Here is a 15,706-nt window from a genome sequence, read left to right as displayed (position 1 = left end):
TTACTATTTAAGCTATGAATCTTTTGTAGACTTTCTTCACTAAACGATTGAATAATAACTTTATCCTGTATTTCGTAGTAATTAATAATTTCTAATAATTTTTCTTCCATTCCTAAATATTCATCAGGTGATTTTGTTTCGATATAATAGTTCGCGTTATGCCCAAACGTTTCAATAATTTCTTTTAATGTTGGGACTTTAGCATTTTCAAATTCTTTCTTTGCTAAGTTCGGATATTTTTCATTAAAAAAAGAACCTGCATTTAGTTGCTTTATTTCTTCTAATGTATGCTCTTTCACTAGCCCAGTACCATTTGTTGTACGATTTAAGGTTTCGTCATGCATAGCCACTAAATGTCCATCTTTTGTCATTTGGAGGTCAATTTCTATATAATCTCCATTCATTTGTTGTCCTAATTTATATGCTGCTATTGTATGTTCAGGTGCGTACGCAGAAGCACCTCTATGTGCGATATTTTTTATATGATTTGATTGATTAATAGCTTTAGTATACTTATGTTCATTTATTTTCTGAAAAACAAAGATACTTATTACTATAAAGGCACAAATTATTGTAACAAGATATATCTTTTTCATAACGATTTATAAGCTCCTATATAAAGACGATTTAACTAGAATGATTTACTCAATTAAATGTCGATTTTCCAATACAGTCATTTTACCGATAGCTTGAAATCCCGATTTTTTATAAATATTGATTCCATCGTGTGAAGCTTGTAATACACAATAAGTATTTTTAAATTTTTGTGCTTCTTGCAGAAGGAAATTGAACATAGTAGATCCGAACCCTCGTCCTCTCATTCCTTCTTTAGTTGCTATGTCATAAATACCAATACTATCTTTTGAACATATCAATGAACCAACAGTTACGACTTCACCTTCATATAACCCTAAAAATAATTTCAGATTCTCACTGTTACATATATCAAGATTAGAAATTTGATTATAGAATGCTTGTACATGTATACCTTCTTCTGATGTGCCGAATAGATGAGCTAACGTTTCTCCAAATTTATTTATTTGTCCAGGGGAAGCTGCTTGTTGAATAGTAAAACTTACTGGCATGTTTATTGTTGGGGAAATTGTTTTTAAGTCTGCTACCATCGCAATATTCTGTTCCACTTCTTTTAAACCGATTTTAATTAACTCACTTTTTATATCCCGCTCTTGCTCCTCATCCCATAACCAAACACTCATTGGAAAATTTCTTTGATAATAGTATTCTACCTCTTTATATAATTTCTCGATCCCTTCCGTTAAATTATTGTTTAGTAGAGTGATGATATTAAATGTATCGGCAGGTAATCCACAATCAACAGCAATATAATCTTTCGTTTTTTTTATACTCATTCCGGGCACAAATTGTGCAATATATGAAGTTTTAAATGCAAAGTTATCTAGTAATAGTTGTTTATAATTCATCAATAGTTCTCCTTTTCATAAAAAGTAACACTCGAATTTTTCTATATTAAATATAACATATTAGAAATTTACCATTTTCTATAAAAAGTACCTCTTTAAATTGTGCTCTATAGTTTAAAATAATTAAAAATGATATAACGTTGTCGGAATGAAAAAAGTGGTATATAATAAATATTAACATTACTAGTAATTATTTTAGGTATTCCTAGAATAAAGGAGCGATACATATGAAAATTACTATTTATTTCGGAAGTCATGAAGATCAAGATGTTCGTACTATGGACTGTCATTTAGATGTAGAAGATACAGAAGAGATTGTTTCTGTATCATAATATAAATAGTTAGGGTAAACCCTATTCCTTACAGCGTTTAAGGCACCTTTTATAAGGTGTCTTTTTTGTTATATTTTCATCAAAAACCCTTTACTTTATAGCGTTTTAATAGTAAAATATAAATATACGAACAAACGTTCTTTTTATTTTAAACGTACATGAAGGGATGATTTTAACAATGGCTCCATTAAAGCGCAGAGGAAGAAAAAAGCAAGCACCTATTATTTCAAATACAGGCTTTATCGGCTCTGTCTTTATTGATACATTGGAGTTACAAAAGAAATCCTATTATTTCGCTCGTAAAAAACTTCAAATTGTTCATCACGTATTAGATGGTCTCTCTGGAGCAACAAGTGCTTTATTTAAAGAACATAACATTTCAGCATACATGTCATGTGTGTATTTACATAAACAAAAGAAAATTGGTTTTGTTCTTTCAACGAAACCATTTGAACAAAGTGATGGCGTTGCTTATTTTGTAAATTATTTAATCGAAAAGAATTTTTACGGCGACCATGACGAAGATGTAGAATATCAAGAAGTATTTAATACAGGTTTTATCGGTGTAGTATTCGCTGATTTGTCTAGTATAGATCGCTTTAATTTCGAGTTTGAAATGGGTATGCTAACGAAATTAATGAAAGATATGATTATTCCGGTTAAAGAACTCTTTTTACGCCATAATGTACCGGCTTACATCTCCACTTCTCATTTAGAAGAACAAAACAAATTAGGTTTCGTTCTCTCTGTAAAGCCATATGATGAACGCGCTGAAGCTGATTTATATTTTGAAGCGTATTTAAAAGAACGAGGATTATTTATTGGTGATGAAGAAGATGATATTGATAAAATTGTTATTAGAAAAACAGCTGAATTACGATAGAAAAGCGCAGGATGCTGATCCTGCGCTTTTTAAGTTACGTTAAACACTATAATCTTTTGAATGAATTTCTAAATTTAACTTATTTGTTAAAATTTTATTCAAAGTAAAAAATACAATCCCCCCTGCAATGGGAAGCGTGTAGGCTGGAATGAAATTTAATAATAGTCCTGATATTGCAAGTGCTATTGGCTGCATTATTTTACCTAAGCTTAATCCAATACTAAGAACTCTTCCTCTATATTCTTCAGGAATCTCATTTTGCATGAAATACATTAAAGGAATATCAATTTGTGCTATCATAAACCCTAAAAAGAACATAATCATGCAATACGTAGTAACGTATACCAAATTATTTACTACAATAGATTTAAATAAAACAGGTATTCCTGAAACTATCATAAAAATTGCCAACATAAAACTTATTTTTTTCAATAGATAAGAATAAGAAAAACAATCAGTTATCTTTTTTACTAATATTGCACCAACTATCATACCTATCGGAAAAGTCCCTTGAATCATACCAAATTGCTTAGAACTAAGATTGAGAACTGTGTTAATAATGTATGGCAACGGAACAGTTACAGCAAAGCCTAAAAAGAAATTAAGTGAAATTAAAATACTAAAAGTATTTTTTAAGCTTTTCCGCTCCAATAAGTAAGAGTATCCCTCCTTTATATCTTCAATAAAATTAATTTCTCTAATTGAACATTCCTCATTTATGTTTTGCTCGCACAATTTAAAGTTTATAAACAATATGGATATAGCCGAAAGGATAAATGAAATACCGTTAATAATTATAAAAGTTTTCATATCAAAGACTGCAAAAACAATGCCCCCTAACATAGGCCCTAAAATTAAAGATATAGAATCGATAATTTTACTTATAGAATTAATACTCATTAACCGTTCTTTAGTAACCATATTCGGTTTTACGGCCTCTAATCCTATTCCAAAAAACGTTGTAAATACTGTCATAAGAAAGGTAGTAGTATAAATGATGAATAAGTTTAATCCATAATAGCTGCTTAATATATAAACAGTTATTAATAATAATCCGCTTAGTAAATCCATACAAATAACCAGTTTCTTTTTATCAACCTTATCAGCAATGACACCGGCAAATGGATTCATAACAATCATTGGAATCGTTCCTAATATGAGCGAAATTGCAAAATTTAACGCAGATCCGGTTATTTGTAAAACATACAATCCTAATGCAAAACTATAAATAGAGCTACCAAATAGTGATACTGTTTTTGCAATTGAATATAAACTAATATTTCTTAATTCTTGATTGCTTTTTTTATTTTCTATATGTAATCGTAAACTTCCCATCACTTTTCCCCCTGCCTAACTTTGTGTTCCGTACATTGTAAGTTCTTGGGTCAACCCAATAGCAATATGTACTATTTGAAAAGTTTTAAGGGAAAATAAATAAAAGATGGGGTTAACCCCATCTTTTTCCGAAAAATGAATATGTATAAATTTCTTCTCCTTGAACAAAGAAATCCTCGTACCTTCCCCCTCGTATCAAATAATTTGAAGTACTTTCATCAATAGATTGAAACTGTAAATTTTCGATTTCTTTTGTTACTTTTGCAGATGTAAAATTCTCTCTGAGTCTAGGTGCAATTTGGCTATTTATACTAAATTTATTAAATAAAATAAATGAACTTAATAAATAACAATTGTGTTTAAAAAGGGAATTTAATTCACACAATAAGAACTCCTCATATTCAAAACTATAATTACTTGTACCTGATTGATCGATTACAATATCAACAGAATTATTCTGAATAGGTATGTTTAGAAAGTCGGCACAGATAAATACAATATTTCTTTTCACATTTCTTCTCTCAATTACATCTTTTAAAAGTAAAAGTTTATTCAAATCTCGATCAACAGCAATATATAAACACTCTTCCGGTAGTTCTTCATAAATATTTCGTAAAAAGAACCCAATACCAGACCCTAAATCAAGTAGTATTTTTTCATTTAAATCTAATTGCATTAGTTTCTTTTTCGCCCATTCTCCTCCTCTTTGAACATTTTCCAAAAAAGCAGTATCAGTTTCATGAATATAATCCGAAATAGAATCTTCAAGTGATTTCTTTTCATACGCTTTCACTGAGTTGCCAGCTGTTAAAACCCCTGAAATAATCGTGTATTCTTCACCACAATTACAAATTAACTTTCCCTCAATAATTTGATTCTTATTAATAATGCCATCTTCAAGAATTAAATTTCCGTTACACTTAACACATTTAAATAAATGAAGTACTTTTAAATCTACCCCTAAAATTGAACTCGAAATTTCAGTTTCTATAGATAAATTATGTAACGCTTCCTTTAATTTGCATTTTCGTTCCTCTAAAGTTTTTATTTCTTGTTCAATCTTTTCATATTTTACTTTAAATAAAGATTGATAAAAATTATCCTTTTCATAGTCTAAGGATTTCCCTAAATTTTTATAAAGAAACAGTTCTTTAATTTCATACAAGCTAAACCCTAGCCATTTGTACTCTAATATAAGTTCTATATCCTTTTGACAATACTCGTCAAAAAAATAGTGACTTCCTTTTTTCTCGGGAATAACGAGTGCGAGGTCCATATAATGTCTAATCGTATCTACACTTACATTATTTACTTCTGCAAACTTACTGATTTTCATCCTAATCACTACCATTTATATATTTGTTTATACATACTTCTTTATTATTTTAAAAAATCCTTTCATCTGCCTATACAAAATTATTTATGCTATGAAAAAGATGTAATTAATTTTAAAGTTTCGCCACATACCCATTAAGCTAAGCTTATATAAGTTTAGCTACTCTTTTTTAATCTTGAATTTAAAAAAGAGTAGCAGGTAGTACGTTTATGTCTATATATCTAAAAACTGTGAGTTCATGGATGAATTTAAAACTGCGGCGTAAGTACTGCAGTTTCTTCCTTTTTTATTGAGTTGAAATATGTAAAGTTACGTACTTTAACTGTAGCGGACTTGTACTACGCGTTCATATAAATTTTATAGACGTTAAGGATTTTGTTTTATGGGAAGTGTTCTTGCTATGAAATCGGAATTGTAAATATAGATGAACGTGATTCAAATCAAAAAAAGGTACTCCTAGAAGTACCTTTTTAACTATTCTATATGTGCGAACGTTTTCAAAAATTATTGGATATAAATTGACGTACGCATTGTATTAAATGGCGCATTTATAGATGTTTTTTGGTATTCAAATGTTCCTTGTTGATGTCCAGACGCATCCCATTTGTAATACCAGCCAACGATTGGTTTTCCGCCGATTATTGTGGATCCAATACTTTTTACATTAGAACCATTCATTTTAGTAAACGGATTTTGACCGTATCCCATCTCTTTCGTTGTAATATATAAGTATTTTCCCCCGTGGTTACGTGTTGTGCTAAAGCTGTTTTGGTTAATTGTTTCTACTCCGCCCAGCTCAGACTCTACTTGTACGACGTTTAGTGAAGTAAGTGGTGCTGCTGGTCCAGCTGAAGCTTCTGTTGCCATCCCTAATCCGACGAACGCTGTGATTGCTAACGATGAAATCCCTAGTGCTGCTTTTTTAAACATAAAAAACATCCCCTTCCATCTATTGTTTTCTCTTTCATTGTCAATATAATCCTAATAATCTTATATGTAAATAGATTGTAACTGTAGAAATAAAAGGTAGAATATTCCGAATTATTAGCATTTTAAAATATGACTTCAACTTTTTTCGTTAAAGATAGTCATCAATCTCTAACTACCTAATGACCTCAAATAAACGCTATTCAAGTCATTTTAAGAGGTACAAAAGACCTTATAGTATATAAGGTCTTTCCCAACACTCTTAAAAAACCCGTGAATGATTCACGGGTTTTACTTTAATAACTAATTGCTATTGTTCCCTCACCTGCATGAACCGCAAATGAAATTGGTAATGGATATAATTTGAAATCCATTTCGGGGAATGCTTGTTTAATATCTGCAATCCATTCTTCCGCTCCAGCTTTATCGTTAGCATGGAACATATGAAGTACTTTTGGTAATTCTTTTTCAAGTTCATTTTTAATATATTCTCGACATTTTTGGATTTTACGAACTTTCTTTTCAAGTAAAAGCTCTCCACCTTTTACTTCTAGTATTAAGTTCACACTTAATAAACTTCCAAGTAAAAATTGAATACCCTTTACACGACCACTCGCATATAAACCTTTTAAACTCTTTGGGAATACATGAAAAGGTCTTCTTTTTTCATCTACTAATGTTTTGTGTATATCTTGTAAAGTCATACCATCATTGTATAACGATTTCGCTTTTCTAATTAATTCATCCATTGGATAACTTGTTGTTTCACTGTCTAATACAGTTAATGGAAAACCTGCCATTTCTGCAGCTAACTTCATATTTTGATAGGTTCCACTTACTTTTCCGCTAATAGCAACTGCAAATCCTTCTTCATATCCTTCTTTGCATTTTGTAAACAACTCTACCATTTCCCCAATATTAGGTTGTGAAGTAGTGACTGTTTTACCTTCGTTTAACGCATTATAAACCCGTTCACGTACACCTTCTTCACAATCTTTGTACGAAATTCCATCAATAATAACTTCGATTGGGATAACAAAGTTATCTCCTTCTGTTTTAAAATTCGCAGTTGTACTATCAGTAATCCAAGCAACACGCTTCATGTTGTTCCTCCCTTAATTCAATTCCTCTTTTCTAATTTTTCTATATATTTATGTTATAAAAAGAGAATATCCCTGTAATAGTAACAGGACTTTATTATTTTGGCTATAGTAGATGTATATTAAATGTGACTATTTCTTGTCTATTCCACAAATAAAAAAGAAAATCAAGGAATTTGCTCGATTTTCTTCTTATTCATATACTATTTAAAAGTTTCATTATCTAAAATTACAACATAATCATTCGTTAATCTTCCTGCCTCTTTTGTATAACTAACAAGCCTTTGTATATTATCACAGCAAATTTTTGCTCCCCATACGAGTAACGGTACGCCAATAAAATCGATATGGAACCTTCTAGAAAACAGACCACCAAAAGTCATTGGTAAAGGTACGGTTGGTGATGTATTAGAAAAAATAATTTTTTCATGACTTTGATAATGTTTTTGCAAGATTTCTCCTAAATGCTTCATCGCTGGTACAACAACTTTTGATGCGCCACATCCAATCGTATATACAGGATGACCGTTTTCGTCTATTCCATGAAAAATAATTTTTCCCATATCTTCTGTTTTCAATTTATTAAAGTAATCTACATTCAAAATTTCTTCTTTTGTTAACTTACGATCCGTTGGTAATTTATTTAAATGATATGCTGCAGCTAGTGATGTTGTATGTGTACCGCCGAAGTCTGTGTAAATGTATATCATATTATCATCCCTTGTTGTAAAAGTTCAATGTTATTTAGTATTACCGTTCGCAACAATGTTAAACAAGGGATGCATGTATTTACGCTTTTTGTGTTAATTCATTATATTTTTTCCAAATATAATAACGTCTACTAATTACGGTGCCTAATGTAATACATAAAAAGGCATTTGTTACAACCATTAGTGTCTGGTGCGTGCTACCAGAAAACATACTTTGTTTAATAATAATTTTTGCTCCTAAAATAACAAGAAGAATTATTGTACTTACCCAATTTCCTTTCCGTAGTACATGACCCGTTTCACTATCTAATCGAAATGTTAAAGCTTTCCCCCGTATAATTCCAATACCTAAGCCAATTCCAAGCATTACAAAAAACAGTAGTCCTTGCAGCAAAGTTATTTGTCCCATACGAATAATGGACTGAACTGTTACAAAGCACAACAAAGCCGGAATGAGCCAAATACGGTTTATTTTCACTTTTCGTTCTTTACTTTGCATCAAAACAATAATAAGAACAACAAGTAAAATATCCATTTAGAATCCTCCTATAAACTTGTTTATCTTTAAAGATTATATTCTCCTCTTTTCATTCCATAATTGAAATACAATAGCTACTTTCAAGTGTAAGATGGAAAATGTGAGTTCTCATCAGCCTTAAGCATTATTTATAAAAATAAAAAGACGTACTTTTTACTCGTACGCTTTTAATAACTCGTTTAAACTCCTATTTATCAACTAATTCCACACCTTTAGAATTAGTTTTACCCAACAATCGAATGTTAAATTTATTAATAGCTTTTAAAAAGATATTATAAATACAATATCCAACAATAGAACCTATAACATTACAGATCACATCATCAATATCAGTAATACGTCCCACTCCACTAAATAAAGACTCAATTAATTGTAGCAATTCAATACTAACTGATATAGCAAATCCTAATAAAATATTATTTTTGAATTTCGTATATTTATCCCATAAGATTGGTGCTGAAAATCCTAAAGGCATTAATAATAAAATATTCCCGCCTACATTTCTTACAATTAGACCAATCATAAACAGGGCATCCCCATCATAAGCACTACCAATTTGATTGATGTCTTTAATAATTGATGCAAATGGTATTATATTGACCGAGCGATTCAGATTTTCAACATTAGAAGGAAAACCAATTGGTAAAGGGAATAAAGTTACTGCAACAACCATACAAATGTAGACCACGAATAAAAAACTTATTATTTCTTTCCACCAAATCACATGTTTTTTATTTTTGGTACCAATTAATATTCCACGTACAATTAAATAACAAATAACCCCTAAAATAATAAACAAACTACCGTTGATCATATACAAATTGCTAACACGCCCTTTCATATGAATGAATAATTAAAATTTACAACTATATAGTAATGTTTTCGAATTCCAAAATCTATATAATTGTATATATTTTTATGAAATTATAAAACCCTTTATTTACTAAATAAAGGGTTTCTCGTTAACTAAAATATTTTTCAAAATAGAAACTATCATGAACCCGTTTAAATTATTTTTGTATCTCTTCTTTAATATCCATATAATTAAAAAGCTCTTTCTATTTCTGTCATTAATTTTTCGGGTCCTGCCCCTTTATTCGATGGAATAACTAAAGTGATTCCTAATTCTGGATATATAGACGAGCGAAAACTGACGCCTGGATCATATCCCATTATATGATATTTGAATACCTTGTTTTCTCGTGTTTCAATCCATATTCCATAGCCGTAAGACTGTTTATCATTTACTTGAATGTGGGGAGTTAAAAGTAACTTTGTATATTCCTTTCCTAAAATTTCATTATTAAATAGTGCCGCCCAAAATTTCAGCATGTCTGGTGCAGTAACATATGCACCTCCATCAGCTCCTCCTTTTATTGGTATAGAGTAGGCGTTTGTTCTCCAATTTTGGTTAGTTTCATCCTTTATATATCCTAGTGCTGTATGTCTTGGTAATCTATCTAAAGAAAAATAGCCAGAATCATTCATACCAATTGGATTAAATATGTTCTTTTCTATATACTCCGTAAATTTAAATCCCGTCTGTTCTTCTATTATTAATCCGAGTATGATAAAACCTGCATTGTTGTAGTGAAACTTACTTCCAGGTGTAAACATCATATTACTGTTTTGGAATAATGGTAAAAAATCTTTTAAGCTCTTTAATAGATACATAGGTGTTTGTTTCCAAAGATCTTCGAAGTTATCCATAATACTTTCATCAAAATAATCTGGTATACCAGCGCTATGCGTTAGTAGTTGATGTATTGTAATATCTTCATCAAAGTTTGGAAATTTTATCTCTAGACAATCTTTTAATTTTGTATGAAAAGAAATAACACCTTTTTCAACAAGTTGACAGATGCCAATTGCAGTGAAAATTTTACATCCTGAGGCAATGCCGAATCTTGTTTGTATCGTATTGCTTATACATTCACTTTGGTTTGCGTAACCCAATGCTTTTTCATAGACTAGGTTTTTTTCTTTTTTTACTAAAACTACTCCAGAGAAATCTATTTCCTTTTGTATTTCTTTTACAATTTTATTAATCTCATCTTTTGTTTTTATCACGACAACCACCCTTATCTTTCCAAATTGTTCTTTCCCCTTATTAATTTTTCCATATAAAGGGGAAAGAACCCTCTTATTGAATACGATAAATTGTTAATGAGAACACAAAGTTTATTTCGAATTTATCCCGCATTAACGGACAGTAAGACCCCCACCTCAAAATTCAGTGGAAGTTAAGCGGGGGATGAACAAAACCCCCACTGATTAAAGTTTCACTTTATTGATTCAGTAGAATACAACTTAGATTGCAATGGGAATAAAGTAAACACACACAATACGATAGTGATAAATAACATTATTAATGACCCTACAATAACTACAAGTTGTATAGAAATGAACTGAGTCGCAACACCAGATAATATTGTAATAAAAATTGTTACTAACGCAATAATAAGCCCATATATACTCCCGATCCGTCCCATCATATGAACAGGGATGTTATTTTGGTAAAATGTATAAAATCCTGTATTTGCATATGCCATCGAAAAAGATAAAATAAAGAATCCAATAGCAGCTATTAAAAATACATTTGAAAAGGCATAAATTAAATAACCAATTGCGATGAATAATGATCCTATTCCAATTAGAAATGAAGGTGCTAATTTCTTTGACAAAATTGTATTTATTATGGCACCTAATATATAGCCTGCACCAGCTATACTAACTAGAAAACCGTATTCACTATCTGTTAGTAGTAATACCTCTTTCGCAAACGATAGTTCAAGTGAATCAGTAGCAGTTGCTAATACGAACATACTTTGAAATAAGAAATACACATATACGACATACACATGTTTTCTACTAAAATTTATAACAGTGCTCCAATCTTTTTTTAATACTGTAAGGGATAATGTATTACTAGTTGTATCCGAATCTTTTTTCTTATCAAGGTTGGGTAAAAGTAATGTAATTAATCCTGATAAGAGAAATGCTATAGCATTCATATATATAGCGAATTCTGGTGTACCCGCAATTAATAATCCCCCCGCTACTGCTGGTCCAATTAGTGATGCACCAGATCCTATTAAACTACGTAGTGAGTTGAAACGTTGTCTTCGCTCTACTGGAATTAATTTCGTCATATACGTCATAGCAGTTGACTCATAAATTGCACTGGCCATACTTATAAAGAATACGAATACATAAACAATCCAAAGTGACGGAAGTAAAGGTAAAATAGCGATAAATAACGCACGATATATATCGAGGTGAATCATTAACTTCCGTTTATTTAAACGATCAATCATACTCCCAGACCAAGCGTTTGTAAATAAAGTGGCTAATGGTTTTATTACATATAAAGTAGCAACAGCTAAGGCTGAGCCACCCATATTATAGACAAGTACATTCAGTGCTATTAAGTAAATCCATGCCCCTAAATTCGCAATACCAACTCCGGACAATAGTAATAAAGGATATTTCCAATCTTTAAGTAAGTTTTTCATTTTTGGCCCCCGCTTTCCAAATTGTTTTACAACAATAAAAAAATCCCACCCCCAAGACTTTTAATCTTAGGGACGAGATTATCATCGCGGTGCCACCCTAGTTTGTTAATATGTCACCATACTAACCTTATCAGGTACTGCATTCTCATTCATGCTTATACCATAGCTCTATAACGGGAGCTCCCGTCACACCACCCCCTTCATAACAGGTTCCGGTGTACTGCTCAGAGGCTTGATTCAATAAAGAATTTTTACTCCTTTTCAGCTAAATGGAGCTCTCTGTGAAAAATTCATTTTATTTACTATTCTCTTCACTGCATTTGATTTTTTCCATATTATCACAAATGATTTTAACTGTAAATAAAAAATAATCAGATATTTAATAACGTATTATTATTAATTCACTTATTTATTATTTTTTCTAAAAATTACGGTGCGTGAAATTACTTATAACTCTAAAGAAAGAGCCATTTTCATATAGCTCCTTCCAAATACCTGAATTAATTCGTATTCGCCTCTGTTAACGGTTGTAACGGCGGTTCTAATTCTATTTCTAGTGTATCTCCTTCTTGTAAACCTTGTCCTTTTTCAATACTTTGGCTCGTTACATAACCCGTACCAGAAGTTTTCAAATCTAATTTCAAAAGCTTAGAGAAATACATAACATCACGCATGGACCAACCTTTTACATTTGGCATATGTGCGTTATTTCCTAATAAAAATATACGATCTCCTTCACTTATTACCTCGCCAGACTGTGGGTATTGTTTTATTATTTTTCCTTCTCCTAAAATTACCGGCTGTAGCTTCTCTTTTTCTACACTTTTCTCTATTGTATCCATCGATTTATTTACATAATTTTGCACTTTTAATTGAGATTGTTTCGCTGCATCAGCTATTTGTTTTTCTGTATACGGTTTCACTTTTAAATATTCAAGGCTGTTTTTTATAACAGGTTTAAATATTTCAGCAAGAGGCTGAGCTCCATACTCATCTCCTTTTAACTTTGGCTGCTTAATAGCTAAGTATACGATTAACTCCGGATCATCAATTGGAGCCATTCCTAAAAAGGAAAAAATGTAATTCTCTTTCCCTTCCATATATCGGCCGTTTTCAGGATTCGGGATTTGTGCTGTTCCTGTCTTACCTCCAATTGGATAACCATCCACTTTATACATTGTACCAGTTCCTTTTGAAGATGTTATAACACGCTCCATTAAGCTTCTAACCTTGTCCGCTGTTTCTTTTTTTATCGGATTCCCAATTTCTTTCGGTTGATTTTCCATAATAACTTCTTTGTTTGTTGGATTTACAATTTTATCAACGATATATGGTTGCATCATTTTCCCGTCATTTGCTATTGCAGTAGCCGCTTGGATTAATTGAATAGGAGTTACTGTAGAACCTTGGCCGAAAGAAGTTGTAACTTGTTGAATTTGCGTATTTAATAATAAAGTATTTTTACTTTCACCAGGTAAATCTATTCCTGTTTTTTGATTGAATCCAAATTTATTCATATATTGCTTAAATTTATTTGGTTTCAGTAACTGATCTTCTAAAATAGAGAAAGCTACGTTTGATGACCTTTCAAAACCTTCATCAAACGTAATTGATCCCCATCCAAATCCACCATTATGATCTTTTATATCAGATGAACCCACGGAATATTTTCCAGATTGAAAATATTCTTTTCCGTTATATACACCTTCATTAATGGCAGCTGCTAACGTAAAAACTTTCATTGTTGAACCTGGTTCATATGCATTTGCAATCGGATCATTTAAAAAGTATTCGATATCACCTACATTAGGATTGTAACTAGGTTTACTAGACATTGCTAAAACCTTTCCTGTTTTTGGATCAGCAATAATTCCAATTAACATAGAAGGATCATAATGCTCTTGTGCTTTGTTCATCGCTTCTTCTAAAAAGCTATTAATTTGTTTATCAAGGGTTAAATATACGTTATTCCCATTTTTAGCAGGTTCTACTTTACCTATATCATTCGTAAGCGGAATCCCCCTTCGTGTACCCACATATTCTATATTCCCGTTTGTAGAGCGCAAATATTTATCCAAACTCTTTTCAAGCCCAAACTTTCCTTCTGTATTCCCTTTATCATCTGGTCTAGCAAAACCAAGTATATAGGATGCAAAGTCTTCATTCGGATACACTCTTGCTTTTTCCGTCATAAAAGATACACCTGGTATTTTTAAATTATTAATTTTTTCCTTCGTTTCCCTAGATAAGTTCCGACCAATTTTTCCAATTTCAACTTGTGTACGCCCTTCATGCAAGTTTTTCAATACTTCTTCTTTATCAATTTCAAGCGCATCGGCTAATTGTTGTGCGGTTTCATCTTTATTTTTCACTTTATCTTTTCCTTTTAAATTCACAACAACTCGATACGTTGTAGAATCTTGTACTAACACCTTCCCGGTTTGGTCATAGATAGTACCACGATTCGCTTCTAAAACACCTTTTTTATTATGTTGTTCATTCGCTAGATCCTTTACATTCACATTATGCACGACTCCTACTGCCTGAATATAGAATATACGCAAAATCATAATAAGAAACAAAACAATAAAAGCAATCATCATATATCGAGCGCCTTTATTCGTTTGGAGTTTTTGCATACTTATCTCCTCTCTTTTGGAATGGATTCGTACGAAGATACGTTTTTAAATTTGTAATTTTTGTTTGCGATACTATATGTTTCGAAGTTTTCTTTTTAATTCCTTTAAAACAATGCAAAACTAACTGTTGTTATTTTGTGTCATTATTTTATATAATTTAAATTCGGTGCGTGAAATTTCAAAATATTAATTAGTACAACTTGATTACAGAGCACTCTAAACTCTTTTCGTATTTCCTATAAAAAAGTTCCCCTCTGGATGTCCAAAGGGGAACTTTTTTTATAATACAATTATGCGATATGGTTATATTTCGCTAAGAAAGGAATTCGTCTCGCTACTAATGCATACATTTTGAATACAAGTTTCGCTATTGGTTCAAACATACGTGCACTTTGCATTACTAATGCGCTCATAATAAGTGTTAAGAATGCTGCACCAAGTATATCTAAAGGATAATGAACACCTACGTACATACGTGATATACCGACTAATACTGCCCATAATAGCGCGATATATTTCAGTTTTTCTCCTCTAAGAATAAATACGAAGACGATTGAAAATACAAGTACAGAATGATCGCTAACGAATGATGAATCTGCTGCATGTGGTACTAATTGATGTACATCATGTGATACGAACGGACGCGGATGGTAATATACTGCGTGTATAAGAACATTTACTAATAATGCAAAAATAACCGAAAGCGTCGTATATAAAACTGTATATTGTTTTCTAATTGCCTTATCTTTCTTTCCATTATTAAACCATAAGATAAGCATAAATAAAATGGCTACGTATGCAGCGCTATTTGTAATAGCAACCATTAACGTATCTAATAGTTTGGATGAATCAGCAAAATTATTAAACCACTGAAATACTGTGTAATTCATTAAACTCTCTCCTTACATACAAGTGTTCTTGATTTACACAGTATACAATACCATTATGA

The 15,706-nt window shown here is 31.2% G+C and carries 14 protein-coding genes and 1 other annotated feature; of the genes, 1 reads left to right on the top strand and 13 read right to left on the bottom strand.

Annotation, left to right across the window (positions count from 1 at the left end):
* Both DN403_RS15550 and DN403_RS15545 read right to left on the bottom strand, forming a co-directional pair.
* Positions 1 to 596 (bottom strand): glycerophosphodiester phosphodiesterase family protein (locus DN403_RS15550; protein WP_149185568.1); only part of this gene is annotated, 596 nt, incomplete at its 3' end.
* Positions 597 to 641: 45 nt separating this feature from the next.
* On the bottom strand, positions 642 to 1,442 hold the full coding sequence (locus DN403_RS15545; protein WP_001107085.1) for a GNAT family N-acetyltransferase: 801 nt from the start codon (positions 1,440 to 1,442) through the stop codon (positions 642 to 644).
* Between the two features lie 510 nt (positions 1,443 to 1,952).
* Here DN403_RS15545 and DN403_RS15540 point away from each other — a divergent pair.
* Entirely contained in the window at positions 1,953 to 2,657 is a 705-nt protein-coding gene (locus tag DN403_RS15540; RefSeq protein WP_000035353.1) for a hypothetical protein, read from the top strand.
* Between the two features lie 39 nt (positions 2,658 to 2,696).
* Here the strand turns inward: DN403_RS15540 and DN403_RS15535 are convergent, their stop codons facing one another.
* The 11 genes from DN403_RS15535 to DN403_RS15485 form a co-directional block, all read right to left on the bottom strand.
* Positions 2,697 to 3,992, bottom strand: coding sequence for an MFS transporter (locus DN403_RS15535; RefSeq protein WP_000535181.1), 1,296 nt, complete (start codon positions 3,990 to 3,992; stop codon positions 2,697 to 2,699).
* Positions 3,993 to 4,104: 112 nt separating this feature from the next.
* Positions 4,105 to 5,328 (bottom strand): MerR family transcriptional regulator, encoded by a 1,224-nt coding sequence (locus tag DN403_RS15530; protein ID WP_149185567.1) that lies wholly within the window; start codon positions 5,326 to 5,328, stop codon positions 4,105 to 4,107.
* Between the two features lie 504 nt (positions 5,329 to 5,832).
* A complete protein-coding gene (locus tag DN403_RS15525) occupies positions 5,833 to 6,258 on the bottom strand; it encodes a DUF4879 domain-containing protein (RefSeq protein ID WP_000472921.1) in 426 nt (141 codons plus the stop codon).
* Positions 6,259 to 6,551: 293 nt separating this feature from the next.
* Positions 6,552 to 7,358: a DegV family protein gene (locus DN403_RS15520; protein ID WP_000831922.1), complete on the bottom strand. Its 807-nt coding sequence runs from the start codon at positions 7,356 to 7,358 to the stop codon at positions 6,552 to 6,554.
* Between the two features lie 200 nt (positions 7,359 to 7,558).
* Positions 7,559 to 8,065 carry a DUF3189 family protein gene (locus DN403_RS15515; protein ID WP_000639423.1) on the bottom strand — a complete coding sequence of 169 codons (507 nt, stop codon included), beginning with the start codon at positions 8,063 to 8,065 and terminating at the stop codon, positions 7,559 to 7,561.
* A gap of 79 nt (positions 8,066 to 8,144) precedes the next feature.
* A complete protein-coding gene (locus DN403_RS15510; protein ID WP_000353715.1) occupies positions 8,145 to 8,600 on the bottom strand; it encodes a DUF1453 family protein in 456 nt (151 codons plus the stop codon).
* A gap of 190 nt (positions 8,601 to 8,790) precedes the next feature.
* Positions 8,791 to 9,423 carry a VanZ family protein gene (locus DN403_RS15505; RefSeq protein WP_000281840.1) on the bottom strand — a complete coding sequence of 211 codons (633 nt, stop codon included), beginning with the start codon at positions 9,421 to 9,423 and terminating at the stop codon, positions 8,791 to 8,793.
* Positions 9,424 to 9,647: 224 nt separating this feature from the next.
* Positions 9,648 to 10,673: a serine hydrolase domain-containing protein gene (locus tag DN403_RS15500; protein WP_000598055.1), complete on the bottom strand. Its 1,026-nt coding sequence runs from the start codon at positions 10,671 to 10,673 to the stop codon at positions 9,648 to 9,650.
* Positions 10,674 to 10,885: 212 nt separating this feature from the next.
* Positions 10,886 to 12,118, bottom strand: a complete 1,233-nt coding sequence (locus DN403_RS15495) for an MFS transporter (protein WP_016077594.1) — start codon at positions 12,116 to 12,118, stop codon at positions 10,886 to 10,888.
* Between the two features lie 65 nt (positions 12,119 to 12,183).
* Positions 12,184 to 12,442, bottom strand: a binding site (T-box leader).
* Positions 12,443 to 12,618: 176 nt separating this feature from the next.
* Entirely contained in the window at positions 12,619 to 14,757 is a 2,139-nt protein-coding gene (locus tag DN403_RS15490) for a penicillin-binding protein (RefSeq protein WP_001170953.1), read from the bottom strand.
* Between the two features lie 290 nt (positions 14,758 to 15,047).
* Complete coding sequence (locus DN403_RS15485) at positions 15,048 to 15,647, bottom strand: undecaprenyl-diphosphatase (RefSeq protein ID WP_001110130.1); 600 nt, start codon at positions 15,645 to 15,647, stop codon at positions 15,048 to 15,050.
* Between the last annotated feature and the right edge of the window lie 59 nt (positions 15,648 to 15,706).

Source organism: Bacillus sp. AY2-1 (genome assembly GCF_008368965.1).
Taxonomy (GTDB): domain Bacteria; phylum Bacillota; class Bacilli; order Bacillales; family Bacillaceae_G; genus Bacillus_A; species Bacillus_A thuringiensis_S.
The sequence above is the reverse complement of the archived record's forward strand: the minus strand, read 5'-3'. Positions and strand labels throughout refer to the sequence as shown.